The 21,118-nt window shown below is 63.5% G+C and carries 18 protein-coding genes and 1 tRNA gene; 4 read left to right on the forward strand and 15 right to left on the reverse strand.

Annotated features, from left to right (window positions below):
* Positions 1-368: 368 nt before the first annotated feature.
* The 10 genes from SCD90_RS05600 to SCD90_RS05645 form a co-directional block, all read right to left on the reverse strand.
* On the reverse strand, positions 369-1,949 hold the full coding sequence (locus SCD90_RS05600) for a phosphoenolpyruvate carboxykinase (RefSeq protein ID WP_319843644.1): 1,581 nt from the start codon (positions 1,947-1,949) through the stop codon (positions 369-371).
* 282 nt (positions 1,950-2,231) lie between these two features.
* Positions 2,232-3,320 carry an Ldh family oxidoreductase gene (locus SCD90_RS05605; RefSeq protein WP_319843645.1) on the reverse strand — a complete coding sequence of 363 codons (1,089 nt, stop codon included), beginning with the start codon at positions 3,318-3,320 and terminating at the stop codon, positions 2,232-2,234.
* Positions 3,320-3,736: a cupin domain-containing protein gene (locus SCD90_RS05610; RefSeq protein WP_319843646.1), complete on the reverse strand. Its 417-nt coding sequence runs from the start codon at positions 3,734-3,736 to the stop codon at positions 3,320-3,322. Before SCD90_RS05610 ends, SCD90_RS05605 begins: the two co-directional genes overlap by 1 nt.
* 24 nt (positions 3,737-3,760) lie before the next feature.
* A complete protein-coding gene (locus tag SCD90_RS05615) occupies positions 3,761-5,143 on the reverse strand; it encodes an NAD-dependent succinate-semialdehyde dehydrogenase (RefSeq protein ID WP_319843647.1) in 1,383 nt (460 codons plus the stop codon).
* A 33-nt stretch (positions 5,144-5,176) separates the two neighbouring features.
* Positions 5,177-6,403: an MFS transporter gene (locus SCD90_RS05620; RefSeq protein ID WP_319843648.1), complete on the reverse strand. Its 1,227-nt coding sequence runs from the start codon at positions 6,401-6,403 to the stop codon at positions 5,177-5,179.
* A complete protein-coding gene (locus tag SCD90_RS05625; protein WP_319843649.1) occupies positions 6,400-7,263 on the reverse strand; it encodes a GntR family transcriptional regulator in 864 nt (287 codons plus the stop codon). The genes SCD90_RS05620 and SCD90_RS05625 overlap by 4 nt, the downstream gene beginning before the upstream one ends.
* Entirely contained in the window at positions 7,260-8,309 is a 1,050-nt protein-coding gene (locus SCD90_RS05630) for a CobW family GTP-binding protein (protein WP_319843650.1), read from the reverse strand. The genes SCD90_RS05625 and SCD90_RS05630 overlap by 4 nt, the downstream gene beginning before the upstream one ends.
* 5 nt (positions 8,310-8,314) lie before the next feature.
* Positions 8,315-9,829, reverse strand: coding sequence for a tripartite tricarboxylate transporter permease (locus SCD90_RS05635; RefSeq protein ID WP_319843651.1), 1,515 nt, complete (start codon positions 9,827-9,829; stop codon positions 8,315-8,317).
* A 6-nt stretch (positions 9,830-9,835) separates the two neighbouring features.
* Positions 9,836-10,357, reverse strand: a complete 522-nt coding sequence (locus SCD90_RS05640) for a tripartite tricarboxylate transporter TctB family protein (protein WP_319843652.1) — start codon at positions 10,355-10,357, stop codon at positions 9,836-9,838.
* Positions 10,358-10,405: 48 nt separating this feature from the next.
* Entirely contained in the window at positions 10,406-11,386 is a 981-nt protein-coding gene (locus SCD90_RS05645; RefSeq protein ID WP_319843653.1) for a Bug family tripartite tricarboxylate transporter substrate binding protein, read from the reverse strand.
* Positions 11,387-11,569: 183 nt separating this feature from the next.
* On the opposite strand from SCD90_RS05645, the gene SCD90_RS05650 reads away from it, so the two are divergent.
* Together SCD90_RS05650 and SCD90_RS05655 are read left to right on the forward strand one after the other, a co-directional pair.
* Positions 11,570-12,778, forward strand: coding sequence for an LVIVD repeat-containing protein (locus SCD90_RS05650; RefSeq protein ID WP_319843654.1), 1,209 nt, complete (start codon positions 11,570-11,572; stop codon positions 12,776-12,778).
* Positions 12,779-12,786: 8 nt separating this feature from the next.
* Positions 12,787-13,566: a hypothetical protein gene (locus SCD90_RS05655; RefSeq protein WP_319843655.1), complete on the forward strand. Its 780-nt coding sequence runs from the start codon at positions 12,787-12,789 to the stop codon at positions 13,564-13,566.
* Positions 13,567-13,821: 255 nt separating this feature from the next.
* Here the strand turns inward: SCD90_RS05655 and SCD90_RS05660 are convergent.
* The 5 genes from SCD90_RS05660 to SCD90_RS05680 form a co-directional block, all read right to left on the reverse strand.
* Positions 13,822-13,897: transfer RNA gene (locus SCD90_RS05660), tRNA-Lys, on the reverse strand.
* Positions 13,898-13,963: 66 nt separating this feature from the next.
* A complete protein-coding gene (locus tag SCD90_RS05665; RefSeq protein WP_319843844.1) occupies positions 13,964-14,500 on the reverse strand; it encodes a sugar O-acetyltransferase in 537 nt (178 codons plus the stop codon).
* A gap of 62 nt (positions 14,501-14,562) precedes the next feature.
* Complete coding sequence (locus tag SCD90_RS05670; RefSeq protein ID WP_319843656.1) at positions 14,563-16,077, reverse strand: tripartite tricarboxylate transporter permease; 1,515 nt, start codon at positions 16,075-16,077, stop codon at positions 14,563-14,565.
* A 4-nt stretch (positions 16,078-16,081) separates the two neighbouring features.
* Positions 16,082-16,534, reverse strand: coding sequence for a tripartite tricarboxylate transporter TctB family protein (locus SCD90_RS05675; RefSeq protein WP_319843657.1), 453 nt, complete (start codon positions 16,532-16,534; stop codon positions 16,082-16,084).
* Positions 16,535-16,606: 72 nt separating this feature from the next.
* Positions 16,607-17,572 carry a tripartite tricarboxylate transporter substrate binding protein BugD gene (locus SCD90_RS05680; RefSeq protein ID WP_319843658.1) on the reverse strand — a complete coding sequence of 322 codons (966 nt, stop codon included), beginning with the start codon at positions 17,570-17,572 and terminating at the stop codon, positions 16,607-16,609.
* A 175-nt stretch (positions 17,573-17,747) separates the two neighbouring features.
* On the opposite strand from SCD90_RS05680, the gene SCD90_RS05685 reads away from it, so the two are divergent.
* Both SCD90_RS05685 and SCD90_RS05690 read left to right on the forward strand, forming a co-directional pair.
* The gene (locus SCD90_RS05685; RefSeq protein WP_319843659.1) at positions 17,748-18,716 is read left to right on the forward strand and encodes a Bug family tripartite tricarboxylate transporter substrate binding protein; all 969 of its coding nucleotides are present in this window, start codon (positions 17,748-17,750) and stop codon (positions 18,714-18,716) included.
* Positions 18,717-18,883: 167 nt separating this feature from the next.
* Positions 18,884-21,079 carry a putative bifunctional diguanylate cyclase/phosphodiesterase gene (locus SCD90_RS05690; RefSeq protein ID WP_319843660.1) on the forward strand — a complete coding sequence of 732 codons (2,196 nt, stop codon included), beginning with the start codon at positions 18,884-18,886 and terminating at the stop codon, positions 21,077-21,079.
* Positions 21,080-21,118 lie beyond the last annotated feature (39 nt).

The following is a 21,118-nucleotide window of genomic DNA, read 5'->3' on the forward strand; positions in this document are numbered from 1 at the left end:
AGGCCGCCGTCGTTCCGATGGTTGCTTACAACTCTCGGTGCCGCCTTCCATTCAGAAGGCTCTTTCGCGACGAGAGGCCAAGCGCTCGAGGGGAAGAAGCCCTGACGCGTGCGGTCCGACGACCGTCTTCGTCCATGATAGGAATGTAGCTGCCACTGACGGTGGCTCAGTCACGGGGTTGCCTCTACGTTTCGCCGGCTGACGCAGCTGTGATGCGGCAGCATCCCAAAGCGGCCGAACTGGCGCTGGACCTGCGAGATCACCTTCGCGGATGAGCACGCCTCCGGAACTGGGCTCAGCAGCCGCCGAAGGCGTGGATCAAGGTCGATCCGAGGCGGGTCCCGGCGAGAACGCTCGGCTTGGAACGATCAGCCGCGCGGGCCAGCTTTAGGCGCAACAGCAAGGACATCCTCGCCGACGTGCTCCTCAAAGGCTCGGAAGTTGTCGGAGAACATTGTCACGAGGCGTTCGGCCGCCCGGTCGTAGCTGTCACGGTCCGCCCAGGTCTGACGGGGATCGAGAAGCGCGGTGTCGACGCCGGGTACTTCCGTCGGAACCGCGAAACCGAAGTGAGGGTCAGTTCGGAAGGTCACGTGCCGCAAGGAGCCGTTAAGCGCGGCCGTCAGCAGGGCGCGGGTTGCGTTGATCGGCATGCGCTTGCCCGTGCCGTAGGCGCCTCCCGTCCAGCCGGTGTTGACTAGCCAGCACTCCGAGCCATGTGCCTCGATCTTGCTCCGCAACAAGGCGCCGTATTCAGAAGGATGACGCGGCATGAACGGTGCGCCGAAGCAGGTCGAGAACGTGGCCTGTGGCTCGGTCACCCCCTTCTCCGTTCCTGCAACCTTGGCGGTGTAGCCCGACAGGAAGTGGTAGACCGCCTGGGCCGGCGTGAGGCGGGCGATGGGCGGCATCACGCCGAACGCATCCGCCGTCAGCATCACCACGTTTCGAGGATGCCCTGCCCGCCCGCTGGCGCTGGCATTGGGGATGAAGTCGATCGGATATGCGCAGCGGCCGTTCTCCGTCTTGGAGACGTCGTCGAAGTCGGGCTCACGGGTGGCAGGATCGAGCGCCACGTTCTCCAGCACGGTGCCGAAACGTCGCGTCGTCGCATGGATCTCCGGCTCCGCCTCGGCAGAGAGGTTGATCGTTTTGGCATAGCATCCACCCTCGAAATTGAAGATGCCGTCATCGCTCCAGCCGTGCTCGTCGTCACCCAACAGAATGCGCGTGGGGTCGGCAGAGAGCGTGGTCTTGCCGGTGCCGGAGAGGCCGAAGAAGATGGCGGCATCTCCGTCCGGCCCCACATTGGCAGAACAGTGCATCGGCATGATGCCACGCGGCGGGAGCAGGTAGTTCAACGTTGTGAACACCGACTTCTTCATCTCGCCGGCGTAGGAAGAATTGCCGATGAGAACCAATCCGGCGGTGAAGTCGACCGCAATAATCGTCTCGCCACGCACGCCGTGCCTGGCCGGGTCTGCGCGGAAACTCGGCAGATCGACGATTGTGAGATCCGGCACGAAATCCACGAGCTCCGCCGGCTCCGGGCGGCGCAGCATGGTCCGGATGAAGAGGGCATGCCAGGCATACTCCGTGAACACCCGGACCTTCAGCTGGTTCGCCGGATCCGCTCCTGCGAATAGGTCTTGGGAGAACAATTCCAGGCGCTGCGCGTGATCGACAAAATCGGCGCGGATCATGCCGAATTGTTCGGGTGTCAGCGCGGCATTGTTGCCCCACCACACGTCGGCTTCGGTGCTGGCGTCACGGACGGTGAACTTGTCCTTCGGACTTCTTCCCGTATGCACGCCGGTGTCGGCAGCCAACGCGCCGCCCGCAGCGAACTGTGCCTCTCCTCTGCGGATTGCCTCCTCGATGAGCACGGGCTCAAGAAGGTTGGGATGATGGGCCTTGAACTCCTCAGCGGATTTGATGTCAGCGTTCATAGTCTCCCCCTCGCCGCTCGTTGATGTGTGGCGGCCTATTCATTGTTTTTGGCGTCAGGCCGGTTGGAAGCCTGCCATGCGCAGCGCTGACTTCAGCGGCGAAAGAATATGACCTCGCTCCGCAGCGACAGTCACCAAGAGACGGCGCGTCCACTGTTGGCGTCGGCAAGTCGCCGGAATTCCCCCGGTCGGATCGCGCCTACAAGCCGAAGCCGGCTCTGCCTTTCATCGTTTTGCAGAGCAGCTTCGAGAAGATCATGATGCGCTGCTCGGCACGCCCCGCTAGATTGCACCGAGGCTGGATATTCCAAGTTCGTCCGCGAGCAAGTCGAGCTTCGTCAACAAAGCCGTTGGAATGGTGACGCCTTCAGCCTGCCTTTTGCTGCGGCGTTCCGCGCGCTGCTCGCCCGGTAGACGGATCGTGCCGAAACCGGGAAGCGTATCGCCGGACTTCAGGTCTGCGACATGCCGGGAGACTTCATTCTCGAAGGTTTCGAGCGGAATGAAGCGGCTGATATCGATTGCCAGGATGCACTGACCCGTATTGGTGACGGTCCTGTTGTCCGCATTGAAATCGACGACGTCCTTTCCGATCGAGGCGCCGTTCAGCGTGCCAGCCAGGAAGCTGAGCATCAGGGCAAGGCCGCTGCCTTTGTAGCCGCCGATCGGCAGCAAGATGCCTTCGCTGCTTTGAGCGGGATCTGTGATCGGCTCGCCGGTTGTTCGGCTGACCATCCAACCCTCCGGCAGCGGCTTTCCTAGCAATGCGTGCTTTTTGATCGTGCCGTAGGAGACCACCGTCGTCGCCATATCGAGGATGATCGGCCCCGACGGGCCGCCCGGCACGCCGATCGCCAGTGGATTGGTGCCGAGAAGGAGGTCTGTGCCGCCCCAGATCGCCATGTGATTGGCGCTCGCCACGGCCGAGTACACGCCGATCATCCCATGCTCCACAGGCATGGACGCATAGATCGCCGCAGGCCCGGCATGATTGGAAAAGCGCGTCCCGACCCACCCGATGCCGCTTTCCCGAGCAAGTTCAATTGCGGTGTGCGCGGCACGGCGCATGACCAGATGTCCCATCCCGTTGTCGCCGTCGACCAGGGCCGTTGCAGCGGCTGTGCGGGTGACCTGAATATCGGGTTGGACATTGATGCCGCCCGCCTTGATGCGCGAGACATACTGCGGCAGCCGGAAGATGCCGTGTGCATCCGCACCCGTCACGTCAGCCTCCACCATCAGTTCGGCGACATTTTCCGCATCTGGCTCGCACAGCCCGACAGCCGTGAGCGCGCGTGCAATGAACGCACGCATGGAGGCGGCGGAATGGCTGCGGGACGGCTCGGCGTCGGCAGGCAGGGGAGCCGGCATCAAAGCCTCTTCTCATGCTCGGCAGCCACGGCCCGCGTCTCGCCGGTTTCCACATTCGTGCGGGTCGCCGCCACATCGGCGTAGGTCCAGAAGATGCGCATCTCCTCGGTGTCCGAGGCGTTGATGAAACGATGCGGCGCATTCGCCGGGATCCAGGTCGTGTCCATGGCCTTTAGCCGATGTTCGGTTCCATCGATCACGGCGATCGCATCGCCCGAGAGCACCATCACGCTCTCTTCGCAATTGTGCAGGTGGAACGGTATCTTGGCGCCTGGCGCGAAGATCGTGATGCCGTTGATCAGGCTCTTAGCGCCGAGCCCTGGGTGTACGAGCGGAATGGTCTTCGCGCCGTTGCCTCGATCAGCCGGCCGAATTTCATCGGGGCGCAGGATCGCGCCCTTGAGTTCTTCTGCCATAACCTGTCTCCCTAGCTTTTGCCGTCATTCCGAACGTGCGGGCGGCGCACCGACGCAGACGGTCTTGATGTTTGTGAATTCGCGGATGCCGTAGACGCCGAGCTCGCGGCCGTAGCCCGATTTCTTGATGCCGCCGAAGGGCAACCGGACGTCTGAGGCGGACATGCCGTTGATGAAGACGGCTCCGGCTTCGATCCGTCGAGCGAGGCCGTTGGCGCGCTCGATATCGCTAGTCCACAAGGCTGCGGCCAGCCCGTAGTCGGTGTCGTTGGCAAGCGCGATGGCGTCGTCCACGTTGGCGACCCGGATCACAGGTGCGACGGGACCGAAGATCTCTTCGCGACAGGCCGCCATGTCGGTGGTGACGTGATCCAGGATGGTCGGTTGGTAGAAGGCTCCCGGGCCCGCAAGCGGACCGCCGCCCAGGACCAGCTTCGCTCCCTCCGAGATGGAGCGCTCAACCTGGGCATGAAGCTCATCGCGCAGATCCTCTCGCGCGATCGGCCCCATCTGCGTGCCATCCTCGAGCGGATCCCCGAGCTTCAGCGCCCGAGCGTGGCCGGTAAGCCGCTCGACGAATTCATCCGCCACCGAATGCTCGACAATGAAGCGCTTCGCCGCGATGCAGCTTTGGCCAGCGTTCTGAAAGCGCGACCTAGCCGCGAACTCTGCAGCACGCGCGATGTCTGCGTCTGCAAGCACGATGAAGGGGTCGGTGCCTCCAAGCTCCAGAACTTGCTTCTTGATGTGGCGACCGGCCTCGGCAGCGACCAACTGGCCAACGGCGGTGGAGCCCGTCAGCGTCACAGCCGCAATCCGGCGATCCGCGATCAGACCGGCGACACGCTTCGACTCGATGAGAAGAGAACGGGATAACGCGGACGGAACGCCGGCACCGTGTACCAGTTGCTCGATCGCGAGCGCGCATCCCGACACGTTCGACGCGTGCTTGAGAACGACGCCGTTGCCCGCAGCGATGGCCGGCGCGAAGAAGCGGAAGAACTGCCAATAAGGGTAGTTCCAGGGCATGATGGCGAGCACGACCCCGAGCGGATCGTAGACGATCCGGCTGTCGGCGGCGCTCGCCTCGACCGTCTCGTCGGCGAGAAAACGCTGCGCATTTTCTGCGTAGAAATTGCAGCACCATGCGGACTTCTCAATCTCTGCCCGGGCTTCGGCCAGCGGCTTGCCCATCTCGGTGCTGATGAGATGCGCGAATTTATCGCGACCCTCGCGGAGCGCTGCTCCGACGCGCGTCAGTGCCGCGCATCGCTGTTCCATCGGCTCCGCACGCCACTTGGCCTGCGCCGCGACCGCCTCGTCCAGCACCCGGCCCACCTCGGCCTCGCCGTGCGGCTCATAGCTTGCGATCTGCTGGCCGTCGGCCGGGTTGATTGAGCTGAACATCCAGGATTCCTCCAGTGTGCTGGGGGCTGCCGATCACGCGGCTTGAGCCGTGGACCGGCGCTTCTCCTCAGCGATGAGTGGGGACAAGAGCAGAGCGCCCGCCAGTGGAAACAAAGCGAGACAGGCGAAAGCCAGCGACCAGGACGTGCCTGCCACGACCGCACCGAAGGCCACGCCGGCGCCCGCGCTGACCACGCGCATCACGGTACCCTGCAGGCCAAGAGCGAACCCCGCTTTGGAGTAGCCCGCCATCTCAGCCGCGGCTGTGAAGGCGAGCCCATTCCAGCTGACCGAGATCACGCCGGCCGCCACCACGACCACCACGATCAAAACCGCAGAGGCATCGACCAGCAGCGCGCTTAAGACCAGCATCACCGCGAGCGCGATGCCCTGCAGCCGCATCTGAGGGATGCGAAGGCCGCTGCGATCCGATATATGGCCGGACAAAATGCGGGCGGCGCCCCCTGCGATCTGCACGCCGGCCAGAACCGATGCGGCACCCAGCGGCGTGAAGCCGCGCTGCTCATTCAGGAAGATGACCAGGAAGGAAGCCAGCGCGATCTGGCCGCAGGCGAACAGGCCCGTACACATCGACAAGCGCCACATCGGCCAATCCCGGGTGGGTGCCGGCAAGCCATGGAGCCGTGGCTCCGCCAGCGTTCGACGGGGAGGAAGCAGCCCAGCAAGGGCGATAAGGCCTCCGGCGAAGAACGCCCCTCCGAGGCACGACAGCGCGCCACCAATGCCCCACCGCACGGCGGCGAGAGGCAGTGCCACAGCAGCGATGCCTCCCCCAAGCGTCACGGCCATTTGGCGGATTCCAAGCGCGAGACCGCGTTCATTTCGCCCGAACCACGCCATCGCGGAGCGTCCCGACGCTGCGATCGCGGATGAGCTGAGACCTCCTGCCAGGAAGAGCAGGATCGCGATGTCGACCGGTGCGTCGGTCTGCGCGGCGACGAGCATCACACAACCTGCACTGCCAAGCCCGAGAACGGTGACCAGGCGTTCGCCGAAGCGATCCGTCAGCACGCCCCACAGGACGAGCATCATCATCGTTCCCCAATTGGAGGCGGCGAGAACGAGACCGACTTCCGTAAGGGACAGCGAAAGCTCCGAGCGAAGATAAGGGCCTATTGCCGGCAAGCCATGGTGCAGAGAGGACATGGCTGCCTGTGCCGCGACGCCGGACGCGAGCACCAGCCACTTCACGTGCGACCCATGCTGCGGAAGTGCTACCGCATCCGGCATCTGCGTCATGCCGACCTCGGCTTTGGCTTCGCCTTCCGGGCGCGCGGCTTCGAAGAAGACGGCTTCTCCAATCCTGGTTCGCCTGCACGCTCAGGACCGCTGGCAGCAACGGGAACGAGACGCCGTGGATTGTCGAGGAGATCGAAACTGGTGTTCGCCACCACTTCGAACGAACGCCGATAATGCTCGACGAGCAGCTGAGCGGCATCGTCCGCCTTCCTCGCGAGGCACGCATCGAGGATGTCCTTGTGCTCATGCACAAGCTTGTCCCTCAACGGGGGCTGCGTCGCAGACAATCTGCGACGCCGCGCGCGGTACCGTGTCAATTGATCATAGAGCTTGCGGCAGAGGCCGATCAGCCACTCGTTTCCACACGCGCTCAGCAGCGCGAAGTGAAACTCCTGATGGGCGATCGACCAGGCCGGTGTCAGCACGAAATCGGTGGCCGTCCCTGCCGACGCAGCCTTGGAGAGGCGATAGAAAGCGAGAACGATCCTCTCTTCCCACTCGGCGTCTCCCTGAAAGATTGCCAAGCGAAGAGCCGTCTCTTCGAGAACAAGACGCAGATTGGTGATTTCCAGAAGCTCTGCTTCGTCCAGTTTCGAAACGAAGAAGCCCTTCTGTTCACGCTTCTCCACCAGTCCGTCGGCGCATAATCTGTTCAGCGCGTCTCGCAGCGGGCTAAGACCGATGCCGTAGTTGGCCTGCAGATCCGAGGCGAGCAGCTTGCCGCCTGGTTCGAGAACGCCGGCGATGATGTCTCCGTAGAGCTGATCATAAGCCTGCGCAGCAAGGGATGCTGGCCGCCCTGCCTCCGATGCGAGCCCCCTCGCGGGCCAATCCGTCACGGACAAGTTCTTCAGGGTCATGACGATCCAACTCCGCCATGATCGGCCGATCGTTCGCTCTGCGCCCTGCCCGGCAGCACCAGCGCCCGGAAGGATTGGCGGATGATCTCAGCATCCATGCCCTTCGTGATCACGACAATCCTCGATGTGGCCGTGTCATCACCCCAGTCCCCAAATGGCTCAAGTGCGCCGACAAGGGGTCCGACGCCATGGATTGCATGAGGAATGCGGTGCCCAACGAGGTTGAGGACCGCTTTCATACGAAGCAGGTGGGAGGCGCGCAGGGAGTAGAGAAGGTCAAGCCAGTCCCTGAAGCGGCTCCACATGATCGGCTCCTCGATCTCCTCGGACCAACTCTCGACCGAGCGATGACGCACGACTTGGGAGCCGCGCACCCGGCGGGGAGCGAGACGATATGTCGAAGGTGCCGCCAGCCGGGAACCCGACGGGGCCAGCAACAGATCTGGATCGAAGGATCCGGCGCGCAGCACTTCAACCGCCGCGTTCGGATTGAGTGCGTGCAGTTCGCCGACAAGCGCGTTGATTGCGTTCGGATTGCTGAGTTCGGCCTTCGTTACTAGGCAGACATCGGCCTGGACAACCTGCGCCACAGCCTCATCCGCCGAGCCGAGTTGCTGCGCACCCAGCACTCCGTCGACCGTGACGATGACCTTCCCCAACACCACCGGCCGCGAGGACCGGATTGTTTGCAAAGCCGCGATGATAGGCTGGGGGTCGGCCAGCCCGGTCGTTTCCACTATGACGCGAGAGAAAGCCGGTATCTCCCCGTTCGCGGCCCGGGCAAACAGATCGGTGATCGTATCGACGAGATCGCCGCGGATGCTGCAGCACACGCATCCATTCTCAAGCAGGAGCGTGTTCTCGACCGCGGACTGGACGAAAAGCTGGTCGAGCCCGACCTCTCCGAACTCGTTGATGACCAGCGCCGTATCCGTCAGATGCGGGCTTTCCATCAGCCGACGGATCAGGCTCGTCTTGCCGCTCCCCAGGAACCCCGTGAGCAGGAAGACCGGTGTCACAGCATCGGGTCGTTGGGTCTGGGCCATGGTGATCAGGCCTTTTTTCTGACCATGGACACGGTAGACCCGACGATGATCGCAAGTGCCAGCAATAGCAGACCGGCCGCGATGGGGTGGCTGAGCGCCGCGACGATGTCTCCACGATTGATGATCAGGGCACGCCCGAGATTGGTTTCGATGATCGGCCCCATCACGAACCCAAGAATGACGGGCAGCGGCGAGACACCGATCTTCTCCAGAACATAGGCGAACACGCCTATGACCAGGAACATCACCACATGCGTGACGGAGTTGTCGTAGGCATACGCGCCAACGACGAGCAGCACGAAGATGAACGGCGCAAGCAGCTTGGCCGGCACATAGGCGATCGGAACGAAGAACCGAATGCCGAACCAGCCGACCAGGAGAAGCGCGATGTTGCACGCTACCAGGCCGAGGAACACGGACATCACCAGCGGGCCACCCTCGCTGAACAGGGTGGGACCGGGAACGATCCCCTTGCTGACGAGAACCCCAAGCAGGATGGCGATTGCTCCGGTGCCCGGGACGCCGAGCGCAAGAGCCGGGACCATGGCGCCAGCGACCACGGCGTTGTTGGAGGATTCAGGTGCAGCAATGGCGTCATCGACACCCTGGCCGAACCTGTCTCGGTCCTTGGACCAGCGCTTTTCCTCATTGTAGGCGACGACCGCAGCGACAGTTGGGCCGGGGCCAGGCAAGGCGCCAATGGCGGTCCCGATCAGGCCACCGCGGATCGAGGCTGGCAGGATCTTGATGAAGTCGCGAAAGCCAAAGCCGTCCTCCGCGCTCGATGCGATCAGTGTGCCTTGGGGCTGGTTCGGCGCGCCGTAGCCGCGGCCGCCAGACAATGCTGCAAGCATCAGACGAAAGCCTTCAGGCGCAGCGAGAAAAGCCATGATCATGACGATCAGAGGAACGCCATCGTAGAGAAAGGGAAAATCGAAGGTGAGCCGAGTTCCACCGAACGTGGAGTCCCCCACCGTAGAAAGCAGAAGGCCCAGGGTACACCCGATGAACGCCTTGATCGGCTCACCGCCGACAAACCCGCCGACGATGGTAAGCCCCACAATGCCAACGGCGAACAGTTCCGACGGGCCGAACTGAAGACCGACCCAGGCAAGGCCGCTGGCCGAGAAAATGAAGATCACGCTGGACAGCAAGCCGCCGATCACTCCCGAAACATTCGAGATCTGCAAGGCGCGGCGCGGGCGACCCTTGCGCGCCATCGGCGAACCGTCGAGGAGCGTCATGATGGCGGCGCTGGTACCCGGCGTCTTGATCAGGATGGCAGGAATGGAGCCGCCATACTCCGCACCGGAATAGATGCTGAGCATGAACATGATCGCGCTCGCCGGTTCCATGAAGAACGTGAACGGGAACATGAGCGCCAGCGCCTGCGATCCTCCAAATCCCGGAAGGATGCCGAAGGCGGTTCCGATGAACACGCCCAGGACGATAAGCACGATGTTGAGCGGATCGCCGACGAGGAACAGCGCCGGCATGAATTGCTGAAAGGCATCGAACATCAGCGGTCACCAGTTCAGGTAGCGAGGCAGAAAGGTGAGCGGCATGAACACCGACAACAGCTGACAGAATATGACATACACAACAGCTACTGCAGCGACTCCGGACAGTATTGACGTTAGCGCCCGGCGAGTAACGAAGTACACCATCGCCGCCACGAAGAGCAGAACGCCGACCTCCATGCCGACCCACTGCATGACGGCAACGAAGGATGCCAGCATGGCCAGGACAATGAGGAAGTCCCGCGCGGATGTCGGCTCCTCGGCATCCTCATCCGGTGCGAGAGGCACAGGCGCCTGAGGCTCAGCAGCAGCTGAGCGCGAGAGCCGCAGGAGTTCCAGCGCGATGCCTGCGGCGGCGAAGACACCCATGAGGGTCAGCGCCAGACGTGGGAACATAGCCGAGCCGGGATAACCGGGAAGCAGCGGCTGCGGGAAGCCGTTGGTCTGGAGGTAACCGAAGCCGGCCACCAGAATGAAGAACCCGTACAGCCCGATGTTGATGAAGGACTTCTGTCGCGACGACGTCATGTTGCACCTTCCCCTGAGGTAAGGGGCCGCGCACGCGCGGCCCGGTTATTACTTCAGCAGGCCGGCTGCACGCAGCGTATCGCCCATCGTCTTGCGCTCTTCATGGAAGGCCGCCGTCGCTGCGGCCTTATCCGCATTGAACGACGGGATGACGTGGCTGTTCTTTGCTAGATAGTCCTTGTAGCGAGGCGTCTCGACCGCACGCTTCAAGGCTTCGACGATTTTTGCCTCGACGTCCGGTGGGGTTCCCTTCTTCAGAAAGACGCCCTGGAGTTGGTGTGTGATCGGGTAATTGACGCCCAGTTCTGAGGGGACACGGATGTCCGCCAGCCCCTTCTGGTTCAGCCGCTCCTCGTTGATGAGAAGCAGGTAACGCGCCTTGCCGGCGTCGACATGCGGCTGCCAGATGCCGGGAGGTCCGATGGCGGCATCCACATGGCCGCCCAAGGTGTCCTTCATTGCATCGCCCGCGCCATCATAGGGCACGTAGCTCCACTTCACGCCGAATGCGCGGAACAGCTTGTCAAGGTGAAGATGGTGCGCGGAGCCCGGCTTGTTGGCCGCTACGGTGACCTGCCCGGGCCGGGCCTTCATGTCGGCGATCAGATCCTCGAAAGTCTTGTACTTGCTGCTTGCCGGGACAGCGACGACAAACAGAAACTTCTCGATGTCGGCCACGACCTCGAAGTTCATGGGGTTCGGGCGGAACGTCGGCAAGCTCATATAGCCGGCATAGCTCGTGTTGCGCTGAAGCCAAGTGTAGCCATCGGCGGGCCGCTCATCGACGTATGAAGCCCCTTCATTGCCAGCGCCGCCCGCCTTGAAGAGAACTTCGACGGGCTTTCCCAGTTCGGCGCCCGCGAGCTCGGCCATGAGCAGACACCAGTTCGCCGCGCCGGAGCCCGCATTGGTCGCACAAACGAATTCGATGGGGTGCTTCGGCCAATCGGCCGCCGTCTGAGCCGCGGCAGGAACGAGAGCCGAAACGAGGGCGCACGCCCCCGCAAGTGCGAGCTTCAACACGCGCATGATGAGTTCTCCAAGCGTTTCCTTGCCGGCGCACTCTGATGGCACGTCTCAGCCCCCGAACTATCCGCTCCGTACAATCCACCTGTCAAACATAATTTATAAATTGCGTCGCCATGAAAGCTGAATTTATATGGAAGCCTCACTCGGGAAGGAATGCTCGTGCAAGGCGCAGTCTCGAACAGAATGACCCTGCTGTCGCAAGACACCCTCCGCGGCTTCGGCGCCATCGGTGAAGGCATGAGCATGCAGATCGCGGGCGATAGCCGGCGAATCCTGTGGATCGCTCATGAGGGGCCGCCGAAGAATTTCTCCGCGGTCGACGTCAGCGATCCGCGCACACCGAAGGTGATCTGCCAGACCGAGCTGCCGCACAACAACATGCGTTCGAACTCGCTCGAAGTGTGCGGCAACCTGATGGCAGTCGCCTATCAGGTGTCGGTGCCGGGACAGCAGCCTGCGGGGATCGAGATCTTCGATATATCCACGCCGGAGACCCCTCGCTCGATCTCGTTCTACGACACCTCCGGCCCGCACTCGCGGGGAGTGCACTGCCTATGGTTCGTGGACGGTGAATACATCCATGCATCCAGCGGCTCGGCAGATTTCATGCCCCGCCACCCGCGTGACGATCAGTTCTACCAGATCATCGACGTGCGCGATCCGACGCGGCCGCACGAAGTCGGACGCTGGTGGTATCCCGGAACACGGAAGGGCGATGTAGCCCCTCCCCCCGCACGGGTTCGGCCGCAACCCATGGAGAATCTCCGCGGGCCCGACGCCTTCCGCCTCCACAACGCAAACGTTTATCCGGAACGCCCGGACCGCGCCTACATCGGCTATATCGACGGAGGCGCTTTCGTCCTCGACATCTCAGACAAGTCAGACCCGCGTGTCGTCAGCTCATGGAACCCGCACCCGCCTTACCCCGGCTTCACACACACCGTGATGCCCCTGCTCGAACGTGGCCTTCTGGTGGTGACGGATGAATGCGTGCAGGACGACGCGGAAGACTGGCCGAAGTTGACTTGGATGATCGACGCCCGCGTAGAGACAAATCTTGTTCCGATCGCGACGTTCCCGATGCCACCGGTCGAAGAGTTCGGTCACAAAGGTGGACGTTTCGGTTCCCACAACATTCACGAGAACCGGCCAGGCCCCTCGTTCCGCAGCGAAGAGATTATCTTCGGTTGCTTCTTCAACGCAGGGATCCGGATCTTCGACATCAAGAACCCCTACCGACCCGAGGAGATAGCCTGCTTCATTCCGCCCGGGCCCGCGGGATCACGGGTCCCGACAGCTCAGATGAACGAGATCTATGTCGACGACCGCGGCGTGATCTACTCAGGCGACCGCTGGGCCGGCGGACTGTACACTCTAGAAGCGGACATCTAGGCATCTCGATGTCGGCCGGCTCGGGCGCAGTGCTCCACGTGGTGTATGGGATCGTCGAAGACCCTGGGGCGGCGCTTGCTCGGTTGCGTGCCGCCGATCCTGGTACATCGCCTTTGACGCCGATGTCGTTCAGCATGATCCACGGTTCACCGGCGCTGCGGCTCAACAGCCATGGCTGGATGAACCTGCCAGCTGATGTTGTGAGCGGCCTGTCTGGTACGGAGGCCCTTCTCCACTATTGTCGTGAACGGCTGCACAACCGGGTGTCGGTCTTCTCGCTCGCGATCCGCGCATTTCTGAGCCACTATCTCGATGTGGTCGAAGCTGAGATCGAGCACCTCAGGGGCGAGCTTGAATCGCGCATCTCCAAGGCCGGGCTTCCAATCAGCCTTGGCTTCCCAACACACCGAGATTTCGCCTTCTCGGCGCTGCTGCCACTGCCAAATGCCTATATTGGGTTGAGTGGAGACAGGTCCGGCGGAGCCGAATTCGTGCGTGTCGATGCGTTGTTCTGGGATGGCAAGACGGCCACAGCGGTGCTGCTTGAGGGGAATAGCGCGCCAACACGCAGCGATGCTCAAAGGCTGAAGAGGCTCGAAGATGAGTCTCCCCACGTCTCTATCCTGCGGCTGAAGAAGCCGATGTCAGGCATCGCCGACATCGCCCGCAGGTCGTTGAACGACGCCGTTTTGCCGTTCGGACCGTACCGGACGCTGCATCGGGATGCATTCGCTGGCCGCGAGACAGAGAATGCACCTTCGTCGGGATCCGGGGCTGAAAAGGCCTGAGCCTTCGGGCGCCAGAGAAGATGGAGTGCTGAGGACGGCGATGTTGTCGGACGAGCGATCTCGACTGTGCTCAAGCGGACGAGTTCAGTTGGATATGCGCTGACACCCGCCGCCACCGCTCCAGATTTCCAACTCGCGGCGAGCGCCATGATGACGCTGGAACGGGAGGGACAGAGAACAAAGGCTGTAAAACCGGGTGTAAAATCGGTCTGATGTTCTGGTCTACCGCCACCCCGTTTCTCCAGGAGAATGAGGTGGTGGGCGCACTAGGGCTCGAACCTAGGACCCGCTGATTAAGAGTCAGCTGCTCTACCAACTGAGCTATGCGCCCGCCTGCAGGAGATGAACTCCCCGCGGGCCGGTTGGGTACCAAACCCCCCGTTCTATGTCCATAGCTTCATGACGTTTTTTTCACAGGCCGGGCCGGATTGCCGACCACGGTCGTGCGCGGCGGCACGTCCCGCGTCACCACGGCCCCTGCTCCTACGACGGCATCATCCCCGATCGTCACGCCGGGCAGGATGATGGCACCGCCGCCGATCCAGGCATTGCGGCCGATATGAACGGGCCGCCCGAACTCCAGCCCGGCGGCACGCTCCTCCGGGTCGCGGGGATGATCGGCTGCATAGATCTGCACGGCGGGGCCGATCTGGGTCCCGTCGCCGATGCTCACCGCCATCACGTCGAGAATCACGCAGTTGAAGTTCAGGAAGACATCGCGTCCGAGGCTGATGTTGTAGCCGAAGTCGCAATGGAAGGGCGGGCGCACCACGGCGCCCTCTCCAACGCTGCCGAAGCGCTGTGACAGCAGCGCACGCCGCGCGTCCGGCGACGCCGCAAGCGACGCGTTGTACTCCACCATCCACGCCTTGGCCGCCGCCTGATCGGCCTGGATCTCGGAATCGCCCGGCCGGTACGGCTCACCCGCCAGCATCTTCTGCTTTTCCGTGCGCACCCTGCCCCCTTGATTGCAGCAGAGGACGTCGCCCGTCTGCGCTATTCCTCTTCGACGAACACTTCGTCGCGCTTCTTCCTGATGCTCGGCAGGAAAACGACCACCAGCGCGATGAACGCCAGCACCAGCAGCGTGGCGCTGATCGGGCGTTCCGCAAAGTTGATGAAGATCGTCGGATCGCCCCGCGAGATGATCATCGCACGGCGCAGATGTTCCTCCAGCAGCGGCCCGAGCACGAAGCCCAGCAGCAAAGGCGCCGGTTCGCAGTCGAGCTTCAGCAGTACCCATCCCACAAAGCCGAACAGGGCGATGGCGTAGAGGTCGAACGGATTGCTGTTCACCGACCACACCCCGATCGAGGCGAAGGCGAGGATGGCCGGAAACAGCGCGCGATACGGTATCCTCAGCAGCCGCACCCAGATGCCGATGAGCGGCAGGTTCAGGATAACCAGCATCAGGTTACCGATCCACATGGAGGCGATGAGGCCCCAGAACAGGTCCGGCTGCTCGCGGGCCACGTTGGGGCCGGGAACGATGCCCTGGATGATCATGGCGCCGATCATCAGCGCCATCACGGGATTGGCCGGGATGCCCAGCGTCAGCATGGGGATGAAGCTTGTCTGAGCGCCTGCATTGTTGGCGCTCTCGGGCGCAGCCACGCCCTCGATGGCGCCCTTGCCGAACTTCTCCGGATGGCGCGAGACCTTCTTCTCGATGGTGTAGGCCGCAAACGAGGCGAGGATCGCGCCGCCGCCCGGCAGGATGCCAAGAATGGAGCCGATGGCCGTGCCGCGCAGGATGGGCGCCACCATGCGGCGCATGTCCTCGCGCGAGGGCATCAGCCCTTCCACGCGGGCGATGATCGGCTCGCGCGTGCTTTCCGTCTCCATGTTGCGCAGGATCTCGGCCACGCCGAACACGCCGGCTGCGACCGCCACGAAGTTGATGCCGTCCGCGAGTTCCAGCTGGTCCAGCGTGAAGCGCGGTACACCCGTATAGATGTCCGTGCCGACCAGGCCGAGGATCAGGCCCAGCACGATCATGGCCAGCGCCTTCAGCACCGATCCATGCGCCAGCGCGATGGACGAGATCAGGCCGAGCACCACAAGCGAGAAATATTCGGGAGGCCCGAAGCTCAGCGCGACTTCCGTCAGCGGCGGAGCGAAGACGGCGATGGCGATGGTCGCCACCGTGCCGGCGAAGAACGAGCCGATGGCCGCCGCCGCAAGCGCAGGTCCCGCCCTGCCCTGCCGCGCCATCTGGTAGCCGTCGACGGACGTCACCGCAGACGAGCTCTCGCCCGGCATGTTGATGAGGATGGCGGTGGTGGAGCCGCCATATTGGGCGCCGTAATAGATGCCGGCCAGCATGATCAACGCGGGCGTCGGCGCCAGCGTGAAGGTGATGGGCAGCAGCATCGCGGTCGTGGCCGTGGGGCCGAGGCCCGGAAGAACACCCACGAGGGTGCCGAGCAGGACACCGATGAAGCAGTAGAGGAGGTTCTCCGGCTGGGCCGCCGTCGACAGCCCGAGGGCCAGGTTTGCGAGCAGGTCCATGGTCCTAGAACCTCACCCAGGGGCCGAACAGCTGAATAGGAAGGCCAAGCGCGTACACGAAGACGAGCGAGCAGAAGACGGTCAGGCCCACCGCCAGCATGAAGGCGAAGACAGGTCCGGTCTGGCGGCTGGCGAAGGCGGAGCTGAAGGCGACGATGAATACCGCCGGGACAAGCCCCAGCCCGCGCACGCCGAAGCCGAAGATGATGGTGGCAGGCAGGATGAAGATGAGGGCGCGCCACGGCACGCCGCCGAGCGGGCTGGATTCCTTGTTGATGGCGCGCACCGCGAGGATCGCCCCGATCAGCATAAGTCCCACGCTGAGAACGAGCGGGAAGTAACCCGGCCCCATCCTGAACGCTGTGCCGAGCGGCAGGTCCAGCGAACCGATTGCGAACAGGCCACCCAGGCCGATGAAGATCAACCCGGCCAGAAGATCCTTGCGATTGACGACCATGAAACCCCGCAGCCCGCGCACTCACCAAAGAAAACCGCCGGCGTCTTGGCGACGCCGGCGCTTGCCGCAAACCTAGTCCGCGAACTGTCCGGCCTGCTGGATGACCGGCTTCCAGCGGGCGACTTCTTCCTTCAGCTTCTTCTCGAGTGCAGCGGGTGTGGCTTCCTCATTGGTCACCGGAACGGTGCCGAGCGAGGCGAAGCGAGCCACCACATTGGGGTCCTGAAGCGCCTTCTGCAAAGCAGCGGTCAGCTTGTCGAGCGCGGGCTTCGGCGTGCCCTTGGGCGCGTAGATGCCGTGCCAGATGCCGACCGTGAAGTCCGGCAGGCCGGCTTCGCCCGCGGTGGGCACGCCCGGCAGCGCTGCCAAAGGCTGCGCCGTCGTGGTGGCATAGGCCTTGATCTTCTTTTCCTTGATCTGGTTCGTCGTGTTGGTCGTCTGGTCGCACATGAAGTCGACCTGCCCGCCCATCAGGTCCGTCAGCGCCGGTCCTGTTCCCTTGTAGGGCACGGTCGTCAGCGGCGTATTGATGGCGCTCATGAAGAGCATGCCGCAGAGATGCGAGGCGGCGCCGATGCCGGCATTGGCATAGGTGACCTTGTCCTTGTTGGCCTTGACGTAGTCGATCAGGCCCTTGAGGTCGTTCGGCTCGAATTTGGGGCTCGCCACGATGACCATGGGCACATCGGTGACGAGGCCCACATAGTCGAAGCTCTCCAGCGTCTTGTAGGCAAGCTTGCGGTAGAGCGTGTCGCTGGTGGCCATGCCGATGTGGTGCAGCAGCAGCGTGTAGCCATCCGGTTCCGCCTTGGCGACACGGCCCGCGCCGAGCGTTCCGCCGGCACCGCCGACATTGTCGACCACGATCTGCTGGCCGAGTTCCTTGCTCATGCTCTCCGCGACGAGGCGGGTCACCGTGTCCGTGGGCCCGCCTGCCGAGAACGGCACCACCATGGTGATCGCCCGCTCGGGATAATCGGCAAATGCTGGGCTGGCGAGGAATGCGGCGCCAAGTGCGGCCGCAAGGATCTTACGCATCGATTGCTCTCCCATCGGACGTCTTCCGGCCCAGAGCCGCGCGTCCTTGTCCTGCGATCTTTGGGCGGAATCGCTTTTTCTTCAAGGGCTTTGACGGCGCGCTGCGCTTTTCACGCCCCGCTTGATCGCGGACAGGGGTCACGTAAGCTCCGACAAAAATTGGGAGGAAAGAAAGATGAAGCTGACACGCCGTGAACTGGGTCTCGGGCTCGTGGCCGTCGGAGGAGCCGCCGCGCTCGGTATCGGGCCGTCTCGGGCACAGCCGAAATCCCTTGAGATCATCGCCGCAGCGGGTCCTGGCGGGGGCTACGACACCCTCGCCCGCACGGTCCAGCAGATCGCGCAGGAGCGGAAGCTCATCTCGAACGCGCAGGTGATCAACGTGCCCGGCGCTGGCGGCACGGTGGGTCTCGCCCAGTTCGTCAATGCGAAAAAGCCGAACGGCCTGCTCACCATCGGGCTTGGCATGGTGGGCGCCATCACGCTCAACAAATCGCCGGTCACACTCGACCAGATCACGCCGGCGGCCCGCCTCCAGGGCGAGTATCAGCCGCTCGTCGTGTCCGCGAAGTCGGACATCAAGACGCTCGACGACCTAATGGCGAAGTACAAGGCCGATCCCGGCTCCGTCAGTTGGGGCGGGTTCGGCATCGGCAGCCCGGATCATTTCGTCAGCGCGCTGGTCATCAAGGCCGGCGGGGGCGATGTGAAGAAGATGAACTACATCGTCGTCGGCGCAGGCGGCGAGATGTTGCCCTTCGTCATCTCCGGGAAGGTGACGGTGGCGACCGGCGGTTACGCGGAGTTCGCGGACCACATCAAGTCCGGCGCCTTGCGTGCCATCGGCATCTCCTCTCCGCAGCGGCTGGCCGGCATCGACGTGCCGACCTTCAAGGAGCAGGGCTACGACGCGGAACTGGTCAATTGGCGCGGGTTCGCAGCGGCTCCCGGTCTCTCTGGCGCGGATCTGGCCGCCCTCGACAGCATCCTGAGTGAGGTCGCACGCAGCGAGCAATGGGCGGACGCCTGCAGGACGCGTGGCTGGGAGAACCTTCATATGCCGGCCGCCGAGTTCAAGACGTTCATGGAAGCCGAGAAGACGCGCATCGCCGGCCTGCTGAAGGAACTTGGCCTGGCCACTTGAAGAAGAAACGATCAAGGACGGCGGCCCTCAACGGGCCGCCGCCAGTCTTGTCCAGTCGCCGACTGGGACGCCGCTGCATCGGCAGGCGACCGGCACCCGGACCGATACTTTCAGCAGTGCTTCACCTTTGTGCCATAACCCTTCGATTGGCACCCAGGGGATCGCGATTGCGGACGTTCAGTAGCTGGTTCGCTGGCCGGGCCCTCCCGGCCATCATCGGCATCATCGCTGTCAGCTTTATCCTGACGATCTTCCTGATTGTCCGCATCGCTGATGCCCAGAACACGGCTTCGCTTCAGCGCACGGCCGAATTCGCGGAAGCTGCGGTCAGTCGGCAGCGCGAGGCACTGGAGCGCACCGCGAAGGACTATGCGGCGTGGGCCGACGCCTACCGGCACCTCCACCCTCAGGTTGACCTGCAGTGGAGCTATGAAGAGGGCAATATCGGATCCACGCTCTTCCCTGATTTGGGGATCGACCACCTTCTGGTGATCGGCCCCTCCGATGACACAGCCTATGCCGTGGTCGAAGGAAAACTCAGCGCCAATGCCGTGGCAGAGCGCTTGCTGGATGGCGGGATCAGGGCCCTTGTCGCCCGTGCCCGTGAATCCGGCACAGAGACTGTGCCCGTGACCGGCTTCCTCTCTGCGGGAGGCCATCCGGTCCTTGCGGCGGCAGCCGTGATCTCCCCCGGAGATCAGGACGATGTCGCGCGGGCCCCCGGCCCCACATCCGTGCTGGTGCTCGCCAGCGGGTTGACGCCCGAACGTCTGGAAAGGCTGGCCGGCGAGTACTTCGTGCCCGCCCTCCGCAGCGTGCCTGCCGATGGCCTGCGTCCGGAAGAAAGCATCGCCATCTCCTCCGAAGACGGGTCCCTTCGGCTTGCCCTCGAATGGGATGCCGAGCGCCCCGGGCAGGCCCTGATCGACCAGGTGCTTCCATGGGTGCTCGCAGCGGCGGTCCTGATGGGGCTGCTTGCCTTCCTCATCCTGCGCTACGCGGTGCGCACTGCACGGACCATCGAGGAAGGCGCCAGGGAGCTCGCCGCCGCCCATCGCAAGGCCGAGCACCTCGCAATGCACGACGCGGTGACCGGCCTGCCCAACCGCAGCATGATGAGCCGTTTTCTCGACAGCAGCATCGGTCGGGAATCGGGGCAGGCATTGGCGCTGATCTACCTTGATCTCGACCGGTTCAAGCCGGTCAACGACACGATGGGCCATCTGGCCGGCGATCTCGTCTTGGGCGAGGTGGCGAACCGCCTGCGGTCCGCCGTTCGGGAGAAGGATCTTGTGGCTCGCGTGGGCGGAGACGAATTCGTCGTGGCGCTCCGCAGCGTTACGGCGCCAGCAGAGGTGGAACTGCTCTGCCAGCGCCTGAAAGAAGCCGTCTCCCAGCCTATCCGCCTGGACGGCACCGATGTCGGTGTCGGCATGTCGGCAGGCATCGCGATGGCTCCGACGGATGCGCAGACCTCCGAAGAGCTGATCCGCATGGCCGACATCGCGATGTATCAGGCGAAAGCCACCCGACGGGGATCGCACCAGTTCTATTCGCCCGAGATGAACGACCTCATCCGCCAGCGCCGGGCTCTCGAGATCGACCTGCGGCGCGCTTTGGCTTCGCAGGAGTTCGTCCTGCACTTCCAGCCACGGCTGCGCGCAGAGACCTTGCAGGTCATGGCGGTCGAGGCACTTGTCCGCTGGCAGCACCCAATCCACGGTCTCGTCGCGCCTGGGGACTTCATCCCGCTGGCCGAGGAGACCGGCCTCATCATCCCTCTGGGCGACTGGGTGCTTCAGGAGGCCTGCCGGGCGGCCGCGTGCTATCCGGATCTGGTCGTCTCCGTGAACGTCTCTCCCGTTCAGTTCCGAAACGGCGATCTGGTCGAACAGGTCCGCGCGGCGCTCTCATCCAGCGGCCTGCCCGCGTCCCGGCTCGAACTGGAACTGACCGAAGGTGTCCTGCTCGAGAACATCGAAAGCGCCATCAAGTCGCTTCGGGCGCTCAAGGCACTGGGCGTCAGCCTGGCAATGGACGACTTCGGAACCGGCTATTCTTCGCTGGGCTACCTGCAGCATTTCCCGTTCGACAGGCTGAAGATCGACAAGAGCTTCATCGCTCCCCTGGGAGATCGCGAGGATTCACGGTCGATCGTCCAGGCGATCCTCAGTCTGGGGCGTGCGCTCGGCATGTCCGTGACAGCGGAAGGCGTGGAGTCCGCCGAGCAGTTGCGCGTGCTGCGCGATGACAATTGCGATGAACTGCAGGGCTTCCTGCTCGGCAGGCCCATGCCCGCCGAGCAGCTGAGCGAGCTCCTGGCCGATCCCGCACGCAGCATGGCAGAGGCATCGGCAGTCTGAGCGAGGGACCTCCATGGCCCCTCGCACCAACTTTTCCGA

The sequence above is a fragment of the Terrihabitans rhizophilus genome (assembly GCF_033898525.1).
GTDB classification, from domain to species: domain Bacteria; phylum Pseudomonadota; class Alphaproteobacteria; order Rhizobiales; family Methylopilaceae; genus Flaviflagellibacter; species Flaviflagellibacter rhizophilus.

What these genes read in the sequence shown, in the direction of transcription:
- SCD90_RS05600 (WP_319843644.1), bottom strand. Translation starts at nt 1,949, where the DNA reads ATGAACGCTGACATCAAATCCGCTGAGGAGTTCAAGGCCCATCATCCC.
- SCD90_RS05605 (WP_319843645.1), bottom strand. Translation starts at nt 3,320, where the DNA reads ATGCCGGCTCCCCTGCCTGCCGACGCCGAGCCGTCCCGCAGCCATTCC.
- SCD90_RS05610 (WP_319843646.1), bottom strand. Translation starts at nt 3,736, where the DNA reads ATGGCAGAAGAACTCAAGGGCGCGATCCTGCGCCCCGATGAAATTCGG.
- SCD90_RS05615 (WP_319843647.1), bottom strand. Translation starts at nt 5,143, where the DNA reads ATGTTCAGCTCAATCAACCCGGCCGACGGCCAGCAGATCGCAAGCTAT.
- SCD90_RS05620 (WP_319843648.1), bottom strand. Translation starts at nt 6,403, where the DNA reads ATGACGCAGATGCCGGATGCGGTAGCACTTCCGCAGCATGGGTCGCAC.
- SCD90_RS05625 (WP_319843649.1), bottom strand. Translation starts at nt 7,263, where the DNA reads ATGACCCTGAAGAACTTGTCCGTGACGGATTGGCCCGCGAGGGGGCTC.
- SCD90_RS05630 (WP_319843650.1), bottom strand. Translation starts at nt 8,309, where the DNA reads ATGGCCCAGACCCAACGACCCGATGCTGTGACACCGGTCTTCCTGCTC.
- SCD90_RS05635 (WP_319843651.1), bottom strand. Translation starts at nt 9,829, where the DNA reads ATGTTCGATGCCTTTCAGCAATTCATGCCGGCGCTGTTCCTCGTCGGC.
- SCD90_RS05640 (WP_319843652.1), bottom strand. Translation starts at nt 10,357, where the DNA reads ATGACGTCGTCGCGACAGAAGTCCTTCATCAACATCGGGCTGTACGGG.
- SCD90_RS05645 (WP_319843653.1), bottom strand. Translation starts at nt 11,386, where the DNA reads ATGCGCGTGTTGAAGCTCGCACTTGCGGGGGCGTGCGCCCTCGTTTCG.
- SCD90_RS05650 (WP_319843654.1), top strand. Translation starts at nt 11,570, where the DNA reads ATGACCCTGCTGTCGCAAGACACCCTCCGCGGCTTCGGCGCCATCGGT.
- SCD90_RS05655 (WP_319843655.1), top strand. Translation starts at nt 12,787, where the DNA reads ATGTCGGCCGGCTCGGGCGCAGTGCTCCACGTGGTGTATGGGATCGTC.
- SCD90_RS05665 (WP_319843844.1), bottom strand. Translation starts at nt 14,500, where the DNA reads ATGCTGGCGGGTGAGCCGTACCGGCCGGGCGATTCCGAGATCCAGGCC.
- SCD90_RS05670 (WP_319843656.1), bottom strand. Translation starts at nt 16,077, where the DNA reads ATGGACCTGCTCGCAAACCTGGCCCTCGGGCTGTCGACGGCGGCCCAG.
- SCD90_RS05675 (WP_319843657.1), bottom strand. Translation starts at nt 16,534, where the DNA reads ATGGTCGTCAATCGCAAGGATCTTCTGGCCGGGTTGATCTTCATCGGC.
- SCD90_RS05680 (WP_319843658.1), bottom strand. Translation starts at nt 17,572, where the DNA reads ATGCGTAAGATCCTTGCGGCCGCACTTGGCGCCGCATTCCTCGCCAGC.
- SCD90_RS05685 (WP_319843659.1), top strand. Translation starts at nt 17,748, where the DNA reads ATGAAGCTGACACGCCGTGAACTGGGTCTCGGGCTCGTGGCCGTCGGA.